Source organism: Pantoea agglomerans (assembly GCF_020149765.1).
Classification (GTDB): Bacteria; Pseudomonadota; Gammaproteobacteria; order Enterobacterales; family Enterobacteriaceae; genus Pantoea; species Pantoea alvi.
The window spans coordinates 3,861,576-3,880,298 of sequence record NZ_CP083809.1 but is presented as its reverse complement, the minus strand read 5'-3'; the positions used below and the strand labels follow the sequence as shown (position 1 = coordinate 3,880,298).

Genomic DNA, 18,723 nt, shown 5'->3' with positions numbered 1-18,723 from the left:
AACCGTTTTAAGACAGCTGCAGCAGCCAGTGGACATAGGACTGGTAATGGCTCTCTTGCTCCAGCAGCTCGGCGCGCAGCGGATGCGCTTCCAGCCAGCCCGAAGGCAGCGTGAGATGCAGCGTATCGTCGTCAGCCTGTAACCGCACCGCGGGCAGGGTATCGTCGCGACGACGGCTGGAGAAAAGGATCGCCAGCCGCAGCAGGCGACACAGACGCTCGGCAAGACGGGGCGGAAGAGCGTTTTGCTGGGTCAGCAGCGCTAAATCGATGCTGCCGCTCTGGTTCTGCAGCAGGCAGGCCAGCAGTTTTTTCTGCGCGGGCGTAAAGCCGGGCAGATCGAGATGGCGCACCAGATAGGCGGCGTGCTGCGGAGCCTGGCGAAAATCGACGCTAAGGCCGATTTCATGTATCGCACTGGCGCTGAGCAGCAGCTCCCGGCAGCGCTGATCCAGTTTCCATACCGCGCTCACCTGGCGGAAAAAGATGTCGGCCAGCTGACGCACGCGCGCCGCCTGTTCTACATCGATAGAAAAACGGCGCTGGACGTTTTGCAGCGTGCGGCTGCGAATATCGCGATCGACCGGCAGATGCAGCATGCCGTACACCAGCCCTTCGCGCAGCGCGCCGCCGGCCAGCGTCATGCTTTGGATGCCAAGCTCCTGAAACACCGCAATCAGAATCGAGAGGCCGCTGGGGAACACCAGCGCGCGCTCCAGCGTTAAGCCCTCAATCTCCAGCTCTTCCAGCTTGCCGCACTGAATGGCGCGCTGCTTGAGCTGCTCCAGCTTGCTGAGGGTGATGCGTTCATCCATGCCCTGCGCCACCATAATCTCCTGCAGCGCCTGTACGGTGCCGGAGGCGCCGACGCAGGCTTCCCACCCGTGGGCGCGCAGCGGCGAGGCGATGGGGCGGATCATCTCGCGCGCGGCCTGCTCGGCAGCGTCGAAATTCTCTTTCGCCAGGTGACGGTCGCTGAAGAAGCGCTCCAGCCAGGTGACGCAGCCCATAGAGAGGCTAAACAGAACGGAGGCGTGCGAGCCGTCGCCGGTGGCCAGTTCGGTACTGCCGCCGCCGATATCGACCACCAGCCGCTTGTCCGAGCCGCCGGTGGTGTGCGCAACGCCCTGATAGATCAGGCGCGCTTCCTCTTCGCCGCTAATAACGTTAATCGCGCAGCCAAGGATCTGCTGAGCGGTAAACAGGAATTCGCTTGCGTTAGCCGCAAGGCGCAGCGTGGCGGTGGCGACCACGCGGATTTGTTCGGACGGAATATCCTGCAGCTGTTCGGAGAAGAGCTTCAGACACTCCCAGCCGCGCGTCATCGCCTCAGCGGAGAGGTGGTTATTTTTATCCAGGCCGGCCGCCAGACGCACCTTGCGCTTAATGCGCGCGACGGTCTGAATGCTTCCGGATACTTCGCGCACCACCAGCATATGAAAGCTGTTGGATCCCAGATCAATCGCAGCATAGAGTGACGATGCGCTTAGCATAATGTGGATTAACCTGAACGTTTACGGTTGTTGTTACGCGGCGCTCCACGACGATTCGCGTTGTTGCCGCCGCGGCGCGGACCGTTGCCGGTGCGGGCGCGAGCCAGACGCTTCGGTGGGGGCAGGTTATCCATCAGCGCGTCGCTGTTGTACTTGCTCACCGGAATGCTGTGGCCAATATACTCTTCAATCGCCGGCAGGTTCAGGGCGTACTCTTCACAGGCCAGGCTGATCGAGTGTCCGCTGGCGCCAGCGCGGCCGGTACGGCCGATACGGTGAACGTAATCTTCGCGATCGTCAGGCAGGTCGTAGTTAAAGACGTGCGTGACCGCAGGGATATGCAGGCCGCGCGCCGCAACGTCGGTCGCCACCAGGATATCGACATCCCCTTTGGTGAAGTCGTCCAGAATGCGCAGGCGCTTCTTCTGCGGCACGTCGCCGGTCAGCAGGCCGACGCGATGGCCGTCCGCCGCCAGATGGCCCCAGATATCTTCGCAGCGATGCTTGGTGTTGGCGAAGACGATAGCGCGATCCGGCCACTCTTCTTCCAGCAGCGTCTGCAGCAGGCGCATTTTTTCTTCGTTTGACGGGTAGAAAAGCTCTTCTTTAATACGGTGACCCGTTTTCTGCTCTGGCTCTACCTCAACGTACTCGGCGTTGTTCATATGTTCGAACGCCAGTTCGCGCACGCGCCAGGAGAGCGTGGCGGAGAAGAGCATGCTCAGACGCTGCGTTGCAGGCGGCATGCGGCGGAATAGCCAGCGAATATCTTTAATAAAGCCGAGATCGAACATGCGGTCGGCTTCGTCCAGCACCAGCACCTGGATCGCGCCGAGGTTAATGTGGTTCTGTTTCGCGTAATCGATTAAACGACCGGTGGTGCCAACCAGGATGTCGACGCCGTCGGCCAGCACTTTCAGCTGCTTGTCGTAACCGTCGCCGCCGTAAGCCAGGCCCAGCTTCAGACCGGTGGCCTGCGCCAGCGGTTCGGCGTCGGCATGGATCTGCACCGCCAGTTCGCGCGTCGGCGCCATGATCAACGCGCGTGGCTGGTTGATCTGACGGCCTTCCTGGGCAGGGTGAGTGAGAAGATGATGAAACGTTGACGTTAAAAACGCCATCGTTTTGCCGGTACCGGTTTGCGCCTGGCCTGCAACATCACGCCCTGAGAGCGTAAAGGGCAGAGCTAACGCCTGAATAGGCGTACAGTTATGAAAGCCTTTTTTATCAAGGGCTTCCACGACCAGAGGGTGCAGGGCGAAGTCGGAAAACTTCTGTTCTGTTAAGTGTGTTTTGCTCATAGTGTGGTAGAATATCAGCTTACTATCGCTTTACGAAAGCGTATCCGATGAAATAAAGTCAACCTTCGTTGGTAAACTTTACGCCAATTCGCCAGGCATAATCTTGTGGAGTAATACATGAGCAGCGATAAAATCGTTCACCTCACCGATGACAGTTTCGATGCAGACGTTCTGAAAGCAGAAGGTGTCACACTGGTAGATTTCTGGGCTGAATGGTGTGGTCCTTGCAAAATGATCGCCCCGATTCTCGATGAAGTTGCCGAAGAGTACGACGGTAAGCTCACTATCGCCAAGCTGAACATTGACGATAACCCGGGCACCGCGCCGAAGTACGGCATCCGCGGCATCCCGACGCTGCTGCTGTTCAAAAACGGTGAAGTCGCCGCGACTAAAGTCGGCGCGCTGTCTAAAAGCCAGCTGAAAGAGTTCCTGAACGCCAACCTGGCGTAAGGACGAGAACGTTCGGCGGTGGCGAATTTTCTTCCACTGCTGGACGTTCGCATTTTAGCGTGCTAAGTTACTTTCACTGCATTACGCACTTACCTTGTAGTTTGCATCTAAAGATTTCCTTTGTTAAACCCTGAAGCACGTTCCGTATACAGCGGTTTAGCAATTCTGACGGTTAGCACCAACTTTGGCATCGCATTTCAACCGTCTCTCTCGCTTCCAGTCGCCATCCCTGACGATGATCGTCGAGAAGAGTTGAAAGCGCCATTAACAGGCATGGAATATTAAGCCATACCATTCACGACCAACATTTCGAGAATTACCCCGAGTTTAAGAACCCATCACTATGAATCTTACCGAATTAAAGAATACGCCGGTTTCTGAGCTGATAACCCTCGGCGAAAATATGGGGCTGGAAAACCTGGCGCGCATGCGCAAACAGGATATTATTTTCGCCATCCTCAAACAGCACGCGAAAAGCGGCGAAGACATCTTCGGTGATGGTGTGCTGGAGATATTGCAGGACGGATTTGGTTTCCTCCGCTCCGCAGACAGCTCTTACCTCGCCGGTCCCGACGACATCTACGTTTCTCCCAGCCAAATTCGCCGTTTTAACCTTCGCACTGGTGACACCATCTCCGGCAAAATTCGTCCGCCGAAAGAGGGCGAGCGTTACTTTGCGCTGCTGAAGGTTAACGAGGTTAACTACGATAAGCCTGAAAACGCACGTAATAAGATTCTGTTTGAAAACCTGACGCCGCTGCACGCCAATAGCCGTCTGCGCATGGAGCGCGGCAATGGTTCGACGGAAGACCTTACCGCACGCGTGCTGGATCTGGCTTCGCCGATCGGCCGCGGCCAGCGTGGTCTGATTGTTGCACCGCCGAAAGCGGGTAAAACCATGCTGCTGCAGAATATCGCGCAGAGCATCGCCTATAACCATCCAGACTGCGTGCTGATGGTGCTGCTGATTGACGAGCGTCCGGAAGAAGTTACCGAGATGCAGCGTCTGGTCAAAGGTGAAGTCATCGCCTCTACCTTCGACGAACCGGCATCACGCCATGTTCAGGTTGCCGAAATGGTAATCGAGAAGGCGAAGCGTCTGGTTGAACACAAGAAAGACGTTATCATCCTGCTCGACTCCATCACCCGCCTGGCGCGCGCCTACAACACCGTGGTGCCGGCATCAGGTAAAGTCCTGACCGGTGGTGTTGACGCCAACGCCCTGCATCGTCCGAAGCGCTTCTTCGGCGCCGCGCGTAACGTGGAAGAGGGCGGCAGCCTGACCATTATCGCAACCGCGCTGGTTGATACCGGTTCGAAGATGGACGAAGTGATTTACGAAGAGTTTAAAGGCACCGGTAACATGGAGCTGCATCTCGCGCGTAAAATCGCTGAAAAACGCGTCTTCCCGGCCATTGACTACAACCGTTCCGGTACGCGTAAAGAAGAGCTGCTTACTTCCCAGGAAGAGCTGCAGAAGATGTGGATCCTGCGCAAAATCATTCACCCAATGGGCGAAATCGACGCGATGGAGTTCCTCATCAACAAACTGGCGATGACCAAAACCAACGACGAATTCTTCGACATGATGAAGCGCTCGTAATCTTGCCCGGCTAACCGAGACGGTGAAACCGACTTTTTTAGCCTAAATGCGCAGGAAATCGCCCTGACGCCACGTCTTAACGTGGCGTTTTTTATTTGTGCGCATTAGGATTACCGCTGGCAGGAGTATTTATAATGACTGCGGCGGCAGTGCGCAAAAAATCACCATGCGCGCGTAGTCGGAAGCAGAATTCGGACTCGGGATGAAAGGCAAAAACATGCAGTTTGTTTATCCTGTCCCTGATTTTAGCTGAGAGCGTTAAACGTGAATTTACTCACTATGAGTACTGAGCTGGGCCTTACTTTTCTATTTTCTTTAGTCTTTATCTTTTTTGCGCGTAAAGCAGCTAAAAAAATAGGTCTGGTTGATACGCCCAACTCCCGTAAACGTCATCACGGCGCCATCCCCCTGGTCGGCGGCATTTCCGTTTATGCCGGCATCTGCTTTATGTTTCTTATCACTCGCTTCTACCTGCCGCACGCCACGCTCTATCTTATCTGCGCCGGTCTGCTGGTGCTGGTTGGCGCGCTCGACGACCGTTTCGATATCAGCGTAAAAATCCGCGCCGTGGTGCAGGCCGCCGTGGCGGTGGCGATGATGGTGGGCGCCAAACTCTATCTGCTCAGCCTCGGCTTTATTATCGGCCCGGTAGAGCTGGTGGTCGGGCCGTTCGGCTACGTGCTGACGCTGTTCGCCGTCTGGGCGGCGATTAACGCCTTTAATATGGTGGACGGCATCGACGGCCTGCTGGGCGGGCTCTCCTCGGTCACCTTTGCGGCGATGGGCATTATTCTCTGCTTCGACGGTCAGTACAGCCTCGCCGTATGGTGCTTTGCGATGATTGCCGCCACGCTGCCCTATATTCTGCTTAACCTCGGTTTTCTCGGCCGCCGCTACAAAGTCTTTATGGGCGATGCCGGCAGCACCATGATCGGCTTCACGATTATCTGGATCCTGCTGGAAACCACCCAGGGATTAAGCCATCCGATTACGCCCGTGACCGCGCTCTGGCTGATCGCCATTCCGCTGATGGACATGGTCGCGATTATGTATCGCCGCCTGCGTAAAGGCATGAGCCCCTTTTCCGCTGACCGACAGCATATTCACCACTTGATCATGCGCGCCGGCTTTACCTCGCGTCAGGCGTTTGTCTTGATCACCGTGGCGGCCGCTATTCTCGCCGGCATTGGGGTGCTCGGCGAATATCTCGCCTTTATCCCCGAATGGGTGATGCTGGTGCTGTTTATGGTGGCCTTTATGTTTTACGGCTACTGCCTGAAACACGCCTGGCGCGTGGCGCGCCTCATCCGTCGTATAAAGCGTCGCCTGAACGCTCACCGCGACGCCAAGAAAAAATTACCCTGATAAGGATTGCCTTGTGATGACCTCTGAGGTTGCAGATAACGAACTGGATATTAGCGGCCTGGGCTGCACCTTATGGCGCGGCAAGCGCTGGATTATCGGCCTGGCGCTGCTTTTCGCGCTGGTTGCGTGGCTGGCTTCACTGCTGATGAAACAGGCGTGGAGCACCACGGCGATCACCGATCGTCCCACGGTGAATATGCTCGGCGACTATTATGCGCAGGAGCAATTTCTGAATAATCTCGACGTGCGCAACAACACGCTCAATCTGGCGGCGCCCTCGCCGACCATTATGGATGAGGTCTATCAGGAATTTATTATGCAGCTGGGCGCCTGGGATACGCGCCGCGACTTCTGGCAGCAGACGGAATATTACAAAAGCCGCCGCTCAGGCAACGCCCATAACGACGCCGCGCTGCTGGACGATATGGTCGCCAATATCCAGTTTTTGCCCGCCGACGCGGCGCACAATTCGCGCGACAGCGTTAAGCTCATCGCGGAAACCGCCGGGGACGCTAACAATCTGCTGCGCCAGTATATCGCCTTTGCCAGCGAGCGCGCGGCGCGCCACCTTAACGGCGAGCTGAAAGGTGCCTGGCAGGCGCGCAGCGAGCAGCTGCAGGCGCAGGTAAAACGCCAGGAGGATGTGGCGAACGCCGTTTTCCAGCGCCAGCAGCACCGTCTGCAGCAGGCGCTTAAGGTCGCCAGCCAGCAGGGCATTCATGAAAACCGCTCGCGCGACGCGCGCGAACCGATCGCCGACAGCGACCTCTTTCTGCTGGGCGAGCCGCAGCTGCAGGCGCAGCTGGAAACCCTGCAGGCAACCGGACCGAGCTACGATATCAGCTATGATCAGAACAGGGCGATGCTTACCACCCTGAGCGCCGGCCCGACGTTGAACCGAACCTTCCAGACCTACCGCTACCTGCGTACGCCGGAAGAGCCGGTTTCGCGCGACAGCCCGCGTCGCCTGTTTATGATGGTTATGTGGGGCGCGTTAGGCGCATTAACGGGCGCTGGCGTGGCGCTGGCGCGTCGTTCCTCCGTCAGACCAGCGAGAGAAACCGCGTGAAAGTGCTAACAGTATTCGGGACCCGCCCGGAGGCGATAAAAATGGCGCCGCTGGTGCAGGCGCTGGCGCAGGATCCTGCGTTTGACTCTCGCCTGTGCGTTACGGCGCAGCACCGCGAAATGCTCGATCAGGTGCTGCGGCTCTTTGCGCTGCAGCCAGATTACGACCTGAACGTCATGCGTCCTGAGCAGGGGTTAACGGAGATCACCTGCCGCATTTTGCAGGGCATGAAAACCGTGCTGCTCGACTTTAAACCTGACATCGTGCTGGTGCACGGCGATACCACCACTACCCTTGCCGCCAGCCTGGCGGCGTTTTACCACCAGATCCCGGTCGGTCATGTTGAGGCGGGGCTGCGCACCGGCGATTTGACGTCGCCGTGGCCGGAAGAGGGCAACCGCAAGCTGACCGGCCATCTTGCCCGGTTGCACTTTACGCCAACCGAACGCTCGCGCCAGAATCTGCTGGCGGAAAATTTGCCTGACGCGCGCATCTTCGTCACCGGCAATACGGTGATCGACGCGCTGCTGTGGGTGCGCGATCGGGTTATCGCCGATCCCGGCCTTAACGCGCAGCTCGCCGGATGCTATCCCTTCCTCGACAGCGAGAAGAAGCTGGTGCTGGTTACCGGCCATCGGCGCGAGAGCTTTGGCGAAGGCTTTGAGCGTATCTGCAGCGCGCTGGCGCGCATCGCCCGTCAGCATCCCGACGCGCAGATCGTCTATCCGGTACACCTTAACCCCAACGTCAGCGAGCCGGTTAATCGCATCCTCAGCGGCATCGACAATATCGTGCTGATCGAGCCGCAGGAGTATCTGCCTTTCGTCTGGCTGATGAACCGGGCCTGGCTGATCCTTACCGATTCCGGCGGCATTCAGGAAGAGGCGCCCTCGCTGGGCAAACCCGTACTGGTGATGCGCGACGCGACCGAACGGCCTGAAGCGGTGGATGCCGGCACCGTGAAGCTGGTCGGCACCGACGTGGAAAAAATCGTGGCCGAAGTCGGCCTGCTGCTGACCGACGAAGCGGCGTGGCAAACCATGAGCCGCGCGCATAACCCTTACGGCGACGGCAACGCCTGTCAGCGTATTCTACAAGCCTTAAAAGATACCCGAGTTGACCTATGAGTTTTGACACCATTTCCGTGATTGGGCTGGGCTATATTGGGCTGCCGACCGCAGCCGTTTTTGCGTCGCAAAAGAGAAACGTCGTGGGGGTCGATATCAACGCTCACGCGGTAGAAACCATTAATCGTGGCGCGATCCATATCGTCGAACCCGCGCTGGATAAAGTGGTCCACGACGCTGTCGCCCAGGGTTATCTGCGCGCCACCACGCAGCCCGAAGCGGCCGATGCTTTCCTGATCGCCGTGCCGACCCCCTTTATGGCGGATCATCAGCCCGATTTGCGCTTTGTGAAGGCGGCGGCGGAATCGATCGCGCCGGTGCTGAAAAAGGGCGACCTGGTGATTCTGGAGTCCACCTCGCCGGTCGGCACCACGGAGCAGATGGCGGAGTGGCTGGCGGTCACGCGTCCGGATCTGCGCTTCCCGCAGCACGGCGGCACGCCCGATATCTTTATCGCCTACTGTCCGGAGCGCGTGCTGCCGGGCAAAATTATGCAGGAGCTGATTCACAACGACCGCGTGATTGGCGGCATGACGCCCGCCTGCTCGGCGCAGGCCAGTGCGCTCTACCATATTTTTCTGCAGGGCGAATGCGTGGAAACTAACGCGCGCACGGCGGAACTGTGCAAGCTGACGGAAAACAGCTTCCGCGACGTTAATATCGCTTTCGCCAATGAGCTGTCGCTGATTTGCGCCGATCAGGGGATTAACGTCTGGGAACTGATCGCGCTGGCGAACCGTCATCCGCGCGTTAATATCCTGCAGCCGGGGCCTGGCGTCGGCGGACACTGTATTGCGGTCGATCCCTGGTTTATCGTGGCGCAAAATCCGTCGCTGGCGCGCCTGATCCGCACCGCGCGGGAAGTGAACGACAGCAAGCCGCACTGGGTGCTCAGCCAGGTTAAAGCGGCGCTGGCCGACTGTCTGACCGAAAGCGGCAAGCGCGCCGACGAGATTGTGATCGCCTGCTTCGGGCTGGCGTTTAAACCCAATATCGACGATCTGCGTGAAAGCCCGGCGATGCAGGTGGCGCAGATGATCGCCGAATGGCATCGCGGCCAGAACTGGGTCGTGGAGCCGCATATCAACGCGCTGCCGGCCGCGCTCGGCGATAAAGCCACGCTGGTATCTCGCGAGCAGGCGCTGGCGCAGGCCGATGTGCTGGTGATGCTGGTGGACCACGATCATTTCCGCGCCGTTGAGGCGTCGCAGGTTACCCAAAGCTGGATTGTGGATACGCGGGGAGTCTGGCGGTGAAACAGTTCTTAATCACCGGCGGCGCAGGTTTTATCGGCTCGGCGCTGGTGCGTTTTCTTATCGAAGAGACGGATCACCGCATCGTTGTGGTCGACAAGCTCAGCTATGCGGGCAATCTCGCCTCGCTGGCGAGCGTTATGCAGGACGCGCGCTTCGCTTTCGAGCAGGTGGATATATGCGATCGCCCGGCGCTGGACGCCGTTTTCGCGCGCTATCAGCCCGACTGCGTTATGCATCTGGCGGCGGAAAGCCACGTTGACCGCTCTATTGACGGCCCCATCGCCTTCGTCGAAACCAATATTGTCGGCACCTATCAGCTGCTGGAGGCGGCGCGTAGCTACTGGAGTGGACTTGAGCCGGCGCGGCGCGAGAGCTTTATCTTCCACCATATCTCCACCGACGAAGTGTTTGGCGATTTGCAGGACCCAGCGGCGTTTTTTACCGAAACCACTCCCTATGCGCCGAGCAGTCCTTATTCAGCGACCAAAGCCAGCAGCGATCATCTGGTGCGCGCCTGGCTGCGTACCTATGGCCTGCCGGTTATCGTCACCAACTGCTCGAACAATTATGGCCCCTGCCATTTCCCGGAAAAGCTGATCCCGCTCACCATCATCAATGCGCTGGCGGGCAAGCCGCTGCCTGTTTACGGCAACGGCGAGCAGATCCGCGACTGGCTCTATGTTGAGGATCATGCGCGCGCGCTCTATCGCGTGGTAAGCAGCGGCAAGGTGGGCGAAACCTACAATATCGGCGGCCATAATGAGCAGCGCAATATTGACGTGGTGCACACCATCTGCGATTTGCTGGAGCAACTGGCGCCAGAGCGTAAAGCCGCTGGCCTGGCGCACTACCGCGATTTGATTACTTTCGTGGCGGATCGCCCCGGGCACGATCAGCGTTATGCTATCGACGCCAGTAAAATTGCGCGCGAGCTGGGCTGGACGCCCGAAGAGACATTTGACAGCGGAATGCGTAAAACCGTGCGCTGGTATCTGGAAAATCAGGCATGGTGGCAGTCTATTCTGGACGGGCGTTATCGCGGCGAGCGGCTGGGCCTGGCTGCGTCGCGTTCATGAAGGCGTCGGAGGAGCGGAAGCGATGAAAGGTATTATTCTGGCAGGCGGTTCCGGCACGCGTCTGCATCCCATTACGCGAGCCATTTCTAAGCAGCTGCTGCCCGTGTACGACAAGCCGATGATCTACTATCCGCTGTCAGTGCTGATGCTGGCAGGCATCCGCGATATTCTGCTTATCACCACGCCGGACGATCGCGATCATTTTGTGCGCCTGCTGGGCGACGGCAGTGAGTTCGGTATCCATATCAGCTATGCGGTGCAGCCAAGCCCGGACGGTCTGGCGCAGGCGTTTATTATCGGCGAGCGTTTTATCGACGGCGATAGCTGCTGCCTGGTGCTGGGCGACAACCTCTATTTCGGCCAGGGCTTTAGTCCTAAGCTGAAGAAAGTCGCCGCACGCGAGCAAGGCGCGACGGTGTTTGGCTATCAGGTGATGGATCCCGAACGGTTTGGCGTCGTGGAGTTTGACGACGCCTTCAACGCGATCTCTATCGAAGAGAAACCCAGCGCGCCGAAATCGCGCTGGGCGGTAACCGGCCTCTATTTTTACGATAATCAGGTCGTCGAGTTTGCAAAGCAGGTGAAGCCTTCTGCGCGCGGCGAGCTGGAAATTACCGCCATCAACCAAATGTATCTGGCGCGCGGTCAGCTTTCTGTTGAGCTGTTAGGCCGAGGGTTCGCCTGGCTCGATACCGGCACGCACGACAGCCTGATTGAGGCCAGTACCTTTGTCCAGACGGTGGAGAAGCGTCAGGGTTTCAAAGTCGCCTGTCTGGAGGAGATCGCCTGGCGTAACGGCTGGCTGAGCGACGAGCGACTGCGCGCCGCCGGCGAAGCCTTAACGAAAACCGGCTACGGCCAGTATCTGCTGGATCTCTTACATGCCCGTCCGCGTCAGTATTAGTCCACTGGCGTGGGAAAGCGCCTTTTTCAACCGTGCCACGGCGCGGCTCGATCTGGACGGCGATCGGCCGCTGGATGAGGCGCTGCGCCATCCAGCCGATCTCTGGCAGATCAAAGTGCCCGCCGACCGGCTTGAGGCGATTGACGCCCTTTGTCAGCGGGGCTTCCAGCTGGCGGAGGGGGAGGCGGACCTGGCCATCAATATTAAGCGCACCGAACGGCAGAGCGGCATCCGCATCGCGCGCGAGGCGCAAATCGACGCGCTGCGCGCGGCGGCGTCGCAGATCTTCGTGCGCAGCCGCTTTCGCGCGCCCTGGTTCGACGCGGACGCCAGCGCGCGCTTTTATGCCCAGTGGATTGAAAACGCGGTGCGCGGCACCTTTGATCATCAGTGTCTGATCGCCAGCGACGAGGCGGGTGCGCCGCTCGGCTTTATCTCGCTGCGCGAGACGGAAGGCGAAGTGCGGGTCGGGCTGCTGGGCGTGCTGCCGCATGCGCAGGGCAAGGGCGTCGGGCAGCGGCTGCTGCTGGCAGGCGCGGACTGGGGACGGGTGCGCCAGCTCGGCCGTCTGCGCGTCGCGACGCAGCTCAGCAACCTGTCGGCGATGCGACTCTATTTACGCAGCGGTGCCCGGCTGGAAAGCACCGCTTACTGGTTCTACAGGAAAGGTCATGATCCCATTTAACGCGCCGCCGGTTGTCGGCAGCGAACTTGAATATATGCAGTCGGCGATGGCGAGCGGCAAGCTGTGCGGCGACGGCGGCTTTACCCGACGCTGTCAGCAGTGGATGGAGCAGCGCTTCGGCAGCAAAAAAGTGCTGCTGACGCCCTCCTGCACCGCTTCGCTGGAGATGGCGGCGCTGCTGATCGATCTGCAGCCCGGCGATGAAGTCATTATGCCGAGCTACACCTTTGTCTCTACCGCCAACGCCTTTGTGCTGCGTGGCGCGACCATCGTCTTTGTGGATATCCGTCCAGATACGCTCAATATTGACGAAAGCAAAATCGAAGCGGCGATCACCGAGAAAACGCGCGCCATCGTGCCGGTACACTACGCGGGCGTGGCCTGTGAAATGGACGCCATCATGGCGCTGGCGGCGAAACATCAGCTCTGGGTTATTGAGGATGCGGCGCAGGGCGTGATGTCGCGCTACAAGGGGCGCGCGCTGGGCACTATCGGCCACATCGGCTGCTTCAGCTTCCATGAAACCAAGAACTACACGGCGGGCGGCGAAGGCGGCGCGACCCTGATCAACGATGCGGCGCTGGTAGAGCGCGCCGAAATCATCCGCGAGAAGGGCACCAACCGCAGCCAGTTTTTCCGCGGCCAGGTGGATAAGTACACCTGGCGCGATATCGGTTCGAGCTATCTGATGGCGGATCTGCAGGCGGCCTATCTGTGGGCGCAGCTTGAGGCGGCCGAGCGTATCAATCAGCAGCGTTTACGCCTGTGGCAGCGCTATTACGACGCGCTGCAGCCGCTGGCGGCGCAAGGGCGCATCCAGCTGCCGTCGCTGCCCGCCCACTGCGAACACAACGCGCATATGTTCTATATCAAACTGCGCGACAGCGACGATCGGCAGGCGCTGATTAGCTGGATGAAAGAGGCGGAGATCCTGACGGTTTTCCACTACATCCCGCTGCACAGCTCGCCCGCCGGTGAACGCTTCGGCCGCTTCCAGGGTGAAGACCGGTTCACCACGGCTGAGAGCGAGCGTCTGCTGCGCCTGCCGCTGTTTTATAACCTGACGGACAATAACCAGAAGACGGTTATCAGTTCCTTACTGAGCTTCTTCGCCTGATGTCGCTGGCAAAAGCGTCGGTGTGGACGGCATCGTCCACGCTGGTGAAAATCGCTGCCGGTCTGCTGGTGGTAAAGCTGCTGGCGGTGAGTTTCGGCCCGGAAGGGGTAGGGCAGGCGGGCAACTTTCGCCAGCTGATTACCGTGCTCGGCGTGCTGGCCGGCGCGGGCATTTTCAATGGCGTCACGACCTTTGTTGCTAAGTATCAGCATCAGCCAGAGCAGCTGCGCGCGCTGACAGGCACCGCATCGGCGATGGTGCTGGGCTTTTCCACGCTGCTGGCGCTAATTTTTCTGCTGGCCGCCGCGCCGATTAGCCAGGCGCTGTTTGGCCATACGCGCTTTGAGAATGTGGTGCGCATCGTCGCTTTCCTGCAGTTCGGCATCGCCTGGGCCAACCTGGCGCTGGCGCTGCTGAAAGGCTACCGCGACGCGCGCGGCAACGCGCTGGCGCTGATCGTCGGTAGCCTTATCGGCGTCGCGGCATATGTGCTGTGCTGGTGGACTGGCGGCTATGCGGGTGCGCTGGTGGGATTTGCGCTGGTGCCTGCGCTGGTGGCCGTTCCGGCGTTTATTCTGCTAAAGCGACGCGTGCCGCTGCCGCTCGCCTGGCTGAAGCCGCAGTGGCAGCCGGAGCTGGCGCGCAGCCTGGCGAAATTCACCCTGATGGCGCTGATTACCTCGGTGACGCTGCCGGTGGCGTGGATCATGATGCGCAACCTGCTGGCACAGCACGACGGCTGGGCGCAGGTCGGCCTGTGGCAGGCCGTGACCAGCATCTCCGACGCCTGGCTGCAGTTTATCACCGCGACCTTCAGCGTCTGGCTGCTGCCGACGCTGGCGCGGCTGGAGCAGAAACGCGATATCGCGCGTGAGATTATGCGCGCGCTGCGCTTTGTCTTGCCCGCCGTGGCGGCGATCGGTTTCTGCGTCTGGCTGTTGCGCGATGTGGCGATCTGGCTGCTGTTCTCGCCGGCCTTTCACGCCATGCGCGATCTCTTTGTCTGGCAGCTCTGCGGCGATGTGTTCAAGGTCGGCGCCTATGTTTTCGGTTATCTGGTGATTGCTAAGGCGTCGCTGCGCTTCTATATTCTGGCCGAAATTAGCCAGTTCGCGCTGCTGACGCTCTTTTCGCGCTGGCTGATCCCGCTGTCGGGCGTGACCGGCGCGGCGCAGGCCTATATGGCGACCTATCTCCTTTATTTTGCGCTCTGCTGCGGCGCTTTTATGGTTTATTACCGAAAAAAATGACGTTAATCCACGTTCTGGGATCGGATATCCCCCATCACAATCAGACGGTGCTGCGCTTTTTTAACGATGTGTTGAGCGTTGAGCTGCCTGTCGATCGGCCGCGCCATTTTATGGTGGTGACGCAGCAGCCTGCCGCGCTCGCCGCCTTTAGCCATCTCAATATTGAGACCTTCGCGTCAAAAAAGGCGCTGGCGCAGGCGCTGGTCGCGCGGGCAAAAAATCGCGAGCAGCGCTTTTTCTGCCATGGACAGTTTAATCCGGGCATCTGGCTGGCACTGCTGAGCGGTAAGATCCGCCCCAGCCAGATCGACTGGCACGTCTGGGGCGCCGATCTTTACGAAGAGTCGCGCAGCCTGAAGTTTCGCCTGTTCTATCTGCTGCGCCGCATCGCGCAGGGGCGCGTCGCGCGGGTTTTCGCTACCCGCGGCGATTTACACCATTACCAGCAGCGCCATCTGCGCGTGCCTGGCGCGCTGCTCTATTTTCCCACGAGGATGCCCGCCGCCGCGCCGCAAAGCGCGCCGGATGCGCGCTTTACTGTGCTGCTGGGCAACTCCGGCGACGCCAGCAATCTTCATATCGAGGGGCTTAAAGCGATTCGCGCGCAGTTTGGCGCGGAAATCCGCATCCTGGTGCCGCTGGGCTATCCGCCGAACAACGAGGCCTACATTAACGAGGTGGCGACGGCCGCTGCCGCGCTGTTTCCTGACGGGCAGGTGGAGCTGCTGCGCAGCAATCTCGCCTTTGATGACTATTTAGCGCTGCTCGCCCGCTGCCATTTAGGTTATTTTATGTTCGAACGCCAGCAGGGCATCGGAACGCTCTGTCTGCTGATTCAGGCCAACGTGCCTTTTGTGCTGAACCGGCGCAACCCGTTCTGGCGCGATATCAGCGAGCAGGGGCTACCGGTGCTGTTTAGCGGCGATGCGCTGGATCGCGAGAGCGTAGCGGAAGCGCGTCGGCAGCTGGCGAGCTGTAATAAACAGGCTATCGCCTTTTTCGCGCCGGGCTATGTGGCGGGCTGGCGCGAGGCGCTGCGCCAATGTGAAAGGGAGTCCTTATGAACCTCATGCAGTTCAGCGGTCTGCTGGTGGTTTATCTGCTGTCGCTGGGTTTTATTCTGACGCTGACGTGGCGAGAGTTCAGGCGCGTACGCTTTAACTTTCACCTCTTTTTTACCCTGCTGTTTTTACTGACCTTCTATTTCGGTTTTCCGTTGACCAGCGTGCTGGCGTTCCGCTTTAACGTTGAGGTAAGACCGCCGGAATATCTGTTGCAGGCGCTGCTGTCGGCAACGGCGTTCTACGCCATCTATTACGTCAGCTATAAGGTGCGGTTGCGTCCTGCGGCGGTGCCGCGCGCCAGACCCTGGCTGCAGATGAACCGCGTTGAGACGCACCTGACCTGCGTGCTGCTGGCGCTGGTGGCGATCGGCACGGTAACGGTGTTTTTCCTGAACAACGGCTTTTTGCTGTTCCGGCTGACCGCCTATAACCAGATTTTTTCCAGCGAAGTCTCCGGCGTGGCGCTGAAGCGCTTTTTCTATTTCTTTATCCCGGCGATGCTGATTCTCTATTTCCTGCGGCCTACGCAGCGCAACTGGCTGCTGTTTCTGGTGGTCACGGTGGCGTTCGGCCTGCTGACCTACGCGCTGGTTGGCGGCACGCGCGCCAATATTATTATCGCGTTCGCCCTGTTCCTGTTTATCGGCATTACGCGCGGCTGGATCAGCCTGTGGATGCTGGCGGCAGCGGGCGTGCTGGCGATAGGCGGCATGTTCTGGCTAGCGCTGCGGCGCTATAACCTCAACGTATTCGGCGAAGAGGCGGTTTACACCTTTCTTTACCTGACGCGCGATACCTTTTCGCCCTGGGAGAATCTGGCGCTGCTGCTGGAGAACTATTCGAAGATCGAGTTTCAGGGACTGGCACCTATCTGGCGCGACTTTTATGTCTATATTCCTGGCTGGCTGTGGCCGGGCAGGCCGTCGATGGTGCTCAACAGCGCCAACTACTTTACCTGGGAAGTACTGAACAATCATTCAGGCCTGGCTATTTCGCCTACGCTGCTGGGGTCGCTGATCGTGATGGGCGGCGTCTGGTTTATCATGCCGGGCGCGGTGGCGGTCGGGTTGATTATCAAAGGTTTCGATACGCTCTATCTGCGCGGGCGCGACGCCGACAACCGCTACAGCGGCGCGATTATGCAGAGTTTCTGCTTTGGCGCGGTGTTTAATATGATTGTGCTGGCGCGCGAGGGGCTGGACGCGTTCGGCTCGCGCGTGGTCTTTTTTGCTTTGATTTTTCTGGCCTGCCTCGGCGTGGCGAAAATGCTTTACTGGCTGCTGGATCGCGCCGGGCTGATTCGTCGTCGCAGCGCTCAGGCTTTGCATAGCCCCACTTAACGCCTCTGACATAACAGGAAGACAGAACTCAACCATGACAAGGTTACCGGAAGCGCCGCAGTATGAGATCCGCGGCGTGTCGCTTTATGGTTTCGACACGATGTCCGCGTTTGTGGACTTTCTGCTGCCGGGCGAAGCGGTGCGCAGCGGAACCCTGGTGGCGATTAATGCCGAAAAGATGCTGACGGCGGAGCGCGACGACGGGCTGCGCGCGCTGCTGCAGGAGGCGGAATTCAAATATCCCGACGGCATCAGCATTGTGCGCTCCGTGCGTAAAAAGTACCCCCAGGCCCAGGTGCAGCGCATTGCGGGCGCTGACTTGTGGGAGGCGTTAATGGAGCGCGCCGGTCGGCAGGGGACGCCGGTGTTTTTGATCGGCGGGCGTCAGGCGGTGCTGGACGAGACCTGCGATAAGCTGCGTCGGCAGTGGAATGTGAATATCGTCGGCGCGCAGGATGGTTATTTTGCGCCTGCCGATGGCGATGCGCTTTTTACCCGCATCGCCGCCAGCGGTGCGCGTATCGTGACCGTCGCGCTGGGCTCGCCGCGGCAGGAGCTGTTAATGCGCGACTGCCGCGCGCGCTGGCCGCACGCGCTCTATATGGGCGTAGGCGGAACCTACGATGTGTTTACCGGCCATGTGAAGCGCGCGCCGAAGATTTGGCAGCGTCTGGGGCTGGAATGGCTCTATCGCCTGATTCGACAGCCCAGCCGGCTGCGTCGCCAGCTAAAACTGATTAAATATTTGCGCTATCACTGGCGCGGCGATCTCTGATATCACTGATTACTTCCGCCTTTTTTCGCTGCATAAACAGTCAGAGTGCTGCATTACTCGACGAAATGCACAAAGCGTAATCAAACGCGTTTTTTTATTAAAAAAGCACTGGACAGCATCACCCCAAGTCCGTAGTATGCCCATCCGCAACGGCGCTACGCGCCCGTAGCTCAGCTGGATAGAGCGCTGCCCTCCGGAGGCAGAGGTCTCAGGTTCGAATCCTGTCGGGCGCGCCATTTAGTTTGTGCGCAGGAGCTGCGGTGGTTACATTACCGCGTTAGTAAAGAGTTACATGCTGTAGGTCAGTGACTTGCAACATACCGAATTGTGGTGGCTATAGCTCAGTTGGTAGAGCCCTGGATTGTGATTCCAGTTGTCGTGGGTTCGAGTCCCATTAGCCACCCCAGATTTTGCTGGGATACGCGAAGGTGGCGGAATTGGTAGACGCGCTAGCTTCAGGTGTTAGTGTCTTAACGGACGTGAGGGTTCAAGTCCCTCTCTTCGCACCAGGCAAAACAAAACAATAAAAATTATCGGCGAGTAGCGCAGCTTGGTAGCGCAACTGGTTTGGGACCAGTGGGTCGGAGGTTCGAATCCTCTCTCGCCGACCATTTTATAAACCTGCTTGAAAAAGCAGGTTTTTTTTCGTCTGTAGAAAAGAGGATGAGAACCTCCGAAGGAGGTTTGCGCCGAGCGAAGCGAGACAGCGTTGCGCAGCAACGACCCGAAGGGCGCTTATCGAAGATAAGCGTCATCCTCTCTCGCCGACCATTTTATAAACCTGCTTGAAAAAGCAGGTTTTTTTTCGTCTGTAGAAAAGCAGGTCCGCGCGTTGCATTCGCTGATTGT

Annotated in this window: 16 protein-coding genes, 4 tRNA genes and 1 other RNA gene; 19 read left to right on the top strand and 2 right to left on the bottom strand. The window is 58.9% G+C overall.

The features are described from left to right. Positions 1–7: 7 nt before the first annotated feature. Together gppA and rhlB are read right to left on the bottom strand one after the other, a co-directional pair. Positions 8–1,492, bottom strand: coding sequence for a guanosine-5'-triphosphate,3'-diphosphate diphosphatase (gene gppA, locus LB453_RS21215; protein WP_103797433.1), 1,485 nt, complete (start codon positions 1,490–1,492; stop codon positions 8–10). A gap of 8 nt (positions 1,493–1,500) precedes the next feature. Continuing rightward, complete coding sequence (gene rhlB, locus LB453_RS21210; protein WP_103797434.1) at positions 1,501–2,793, bottom strand: ATP-dependent RNA helicase RhlB; 1,293 nt, start codon at positions 2,791–2,793, stop codon at positions 1,501–1,503. A 117-nt stretch (positions 2,794–2,910) separates the two neighbouring features. Here rhlB and trxA point away from each other — a divergent pair, with 117 nt between their 5' ends. The 19 genes from trxA to LB453_RS21115 all read left to right on the top strand — a co-directional run bounded on the left by trxA (position 2,911) and on the right by LB453_RS21115 (position 18,645). Then, on the top strand, positions 2,911–3,243 hold the full coding sequence (gene trxA, locus LB453_RS21205; RefSeq protein ID WP_033754540.1) for a thioredoxin TrxA: 333 nt from the start codon (positions 2,911–2,913) through the stop codon (positions 3,241–3,243). A 343-nt stretch (positions 3,244–3,586) separates the two neighbouring features. After that, a complete protein-coding gene (gene rho / locus LB453_RS21200; RefSeq protein WP_033754542.1) occupies positions 3,587–4,846 on the top strand; it encodes a transcription termination factor Rho in 1,260 nt (419 codons plus the stop codon). Between the two features lie 279 nt (positions 4,847–5,125). After that, positions 5,126–6,211, top strand: coding sequence for a UDP-N-acetylglucosamine--undecaprenyl-phosphate N-acetylglucosaminephosphotransferase (wecA, locus tag LB453_RS21195; RefSeq protein WP_048784430.1), 1,086 nt, complete (start codon positions 5,126–5,128; stop codon positions 6,209–6,211). Between the two features lie 16 nt (positions 6,212–6,227). Next, the gene (gene wzzE, locus LB453_RS21190) at positions 6,228–7,280 is read left to right on the top strand and encodes an ECA polysaccharide chain length modulation protein (protein ID WP_103797435.1); all 1,053 of its coding nucleotides are present in this window, start codon (positions 6,228–6,230) and stop codon (positions 7,278–7,280) included. Continuing rightward, positions 7,277–8,407, top strand: a complete 1,131-nt coding sequence (wecB, locus tag LB453_RS21185) for a non-hydrolyzing UDP-N-acetylglucosamine 2-epimerase (protein WP_103797436.1) — start codon at positions 7,277–7,279, stop codon at positions 8,405–8,407. The genes wzzE and wecB overlap by 4 nt, the downstream gene beginning before the upstream one ends. Next, the gene (wecC, locus tag LB453_RS21180) at positions 8,404–9,663 is read left to right on the top strand and encodes a UDP-N-acetyl-D-mannosamine dehydrogenase (protein WP_103797437.1); all 1,260 of its coding nucleotides are present in this window, start codon (positions 8,404–8,406) and stop codon (positions 9,661–9,663) included. The genes wecB and wecC overlap by 4 nt, the downstream gene beginning before the upstream one ends. After that, on the top strand, positions 9,660–10,739 hold the full coding sequence (rfbB, locus tag LB453_RS21175; protein WP_103797438.1) for a dTDP-glucose 4,6-dehydratase: 1,080 nt from the start codon (positions 9,660–9,662) through the stop codon (positions 10,737–10,739). Before wecC ends, rfbB begins: the two co-directional genes overlap by 4 nt. A gap of 22 nt (positions 10,740–10,761) precedes the next feature. Further along, positions 10,762–11,643: a glucose-1-phosphate thymidylyltransferase RfbA gene (gene rfbA, locus LB453_RS21170; RefSeq protein WP_103797439.1), complete on the top strand. Its 882-nt coding sequence runs from the start codon at positions 10,762–10,764 to the stop codon at positions 11,641–11,643. Continuing rightward, positions 11,621–12,328 carry a dTDP-4-amino-4,6-dideoxy-D-galactose acyltransferase gene (gene rffC, locus LB453_RS21165; RefSeq protein ID WP_103797440.1) on the top strand — a complete coding sequence of 236 codons (708 nt, stop codon included), beginning with the start codon at positions 11,621–11,623 and terminating at the stop codon, positions 12,326–12,328. The genes rfbA and rffC overlap by 23 nt, the downstream gene beginning before the upstream one ends. Continuing rightward, on the top strand, positions 12,315–13,445 hold the full coding sequence (rffA, locus tag LB453_RS21160) for a dTDP-4-amino-4,6-dideoxygalactose transaminase (protein WP_103797441.1): 1,131 nt from the start codon (positions 12,315–12,317) through the stop codon (positions 13,443–13,445). The genes rffC and rffA overlap by 14 nt, the downstream gene beginning before the upstream one ends. Beyond that, positions 13,445–14,695, top strand: a complete 1,251-nt coding sequence (wzxE, locus tag LB453_RS21155) for a lipid III flippase WzxE (protein ID WP_103797442.1) — start codon at positions 13,445–13,447, stop codon at positions 14,693–14,695. The genes rffA and wzxE overlap by 1 nt, the downstream gene beginning before the upstream one ends. Then, entirely contained in the window at positions 14,692–15,759 is a 1,068-nt protein-coding gene (locus tag LB453_RS21150) for a TDP-N-acetylfucosamine:lipid II N-acetylfucosaminyltransferase (protein WP_103797443.1), read from the top strand. Before wzxE ends, LB453_RS21150 begins: the two co-directional genes overlap by 4 nt. Beyond that, the gene (gene wzyE, locus LB453_RS21145) at positions 15,756–17,099 is read left to right on the top strand and encodes an ECA oligosaccharide polymerase (RefSeq protein ID WP_103797444.1); all 1,344 of its coding nucleotides are present in this window, start codon (positions 15,756–15,758) and stop codon (positions 17,097–17,099) included. Before LB453_RS21150 ends, wzyE begins: the two co-directional genes overlap by 4 nt. A gap of 34 nt (positions 17,100–17,133) precedes the next feature. Continuing rightward, complete coding sequence (gene wecG, locus LB453_RS21140; protein ID WP_103797445.1) at positions 17,134–17,874, top strand: lipopolysaccharide N-acetylmannosaminouronosyltransferase; 741 nt, start codon at positions 17,134–17,136, stop codon at positions 17,872–17,874. Positions 17,875–18,033: 159 nt separating this feature from the next. Then, positions 18,034–18,110, top strand: a tRNA-Arg gene (locus LB453_RS21135). Positions 18,111–18,204: 94 nt separating this feature from the next. After that, a tRNA-His gene (locus LB453_RS21130) sits at positions 18,205–18,280 on the top strand. Positions 18,281–18,296: 16 nt separating this feature from the next. Next, a tRNA-Leu gene (locus LB453_RS21125) sits at positions 18,297–18,383 on the top strand. A gap of 25 nt (positions 18,384–18,408) precedes the next feature. Further along, positions 18,409–18,485 (top strand) — tRNA-Pro (locus tag LB453_RS21120). Positions 18,486–18,516: 31 nt separating this feature from the next. Beyond that, positions 18,517–18,645: non-coding RNA, RtT sRNA (locus tag LB453_RS21115), on the top strand. Positions 18,646–18,723 lie beyond the last annotated feature (78 nt).

Excerpts from the sequence above, each read along its gene's own strand:
- gppA (WP_103797433.1), bottom strand. The coding sequence starts at position 1,492 with ATGCTAAGCGCATCGTCACTCTATGCTGCGATTGATCTGGGATCCAAC.
- rhlB (WP_103797434.1), bottom strand. The coding sequence starts at position 2,793 with ATGAGCAAAACACACTTAACAGAACAGAAGTTTTCCGACTTCGCCCTG.
- trxA (WP_033754540.1), top strand. The coding sequence starts at position 2,911 with ATGAGCAGCGATAAAATCGTTCACCTCACCGATGACAGTTTCGATGCA.
- rho (WP_033754542.1), top strand. The coding sequence starts at position 3,587 with ATGAATCTTACCGAATTAAAGAATACGCCGGTTTCTGAGCTGATAACC.
- wecA (WP_048784430.1), top strand. The coding sequence starts at position 5,126 with ATGAGTACTGAGCTGGGCCTTACTTTTCTATTTTCTTTAGTCTTTATC.
- wzzE (WP_103797435.1), top strand. The coding sequence starts at position 6,228 with ATGACCTCTGAGGTTGCAGATAACGAACTGGATATTAGCGGCCTGGGC.
- wecC (WP_103797437.1), top strand. The coding sequence starts at position 8,404 with ATGAGTTTTGACACCATTTCCGTGATTGGGCTGGGCTATATTGGGCTG.
- rfbA (WP_103797439.1), top strand. The coding sequence starts at position 10,762 with ATGAAAGGTATTATTCTGGCAGGCGGTTCCGGCACGCGTCTGCATCCC.
- rffC (WP_103797440.1), top strand. The coding sequence starts at position 11,621 with ATGCCCGTCCGCGTCAGTATTAGTCCACTGGCGTGGGAAAGCGCCTTT.
- rffA (WP_103797441.1), top strand. The coding sequence starts at position 12,315 with ATGATCCCATTTAACGCGCCGCCGGTTGTCGGCAGCGAACTTGAATAT.
- wzxE (WP_103797442.1), top strand. The coding sequence starts at position 13,445 with ATGTCGCTGGCAAAAGCGTCGGTGTGGACGGCATCGTCCACGCTGGTG.
- LB453_RS21150 (WP_103797443.1), top strand. The coding sequence starts at position 14,692 with ATGACGTTAATCCACGTTCTGGGATCGGATATCCCCCATCACAATCAG.
- wzyE (WP_103797444.1), top strand. The coding sequence starts at position 15,756 with ATGAACCTCATGCAGTTCAGCGGTCTGCTGGTGGTTTATCTGCTGTCG.
- wecG (WP_103797445.1), top strand. The coding sequence starts at position 17,134 with ATGACAAGGTTACCGGAAGCGCCGCAGTATGAGATCCGCGGCGTGTCG.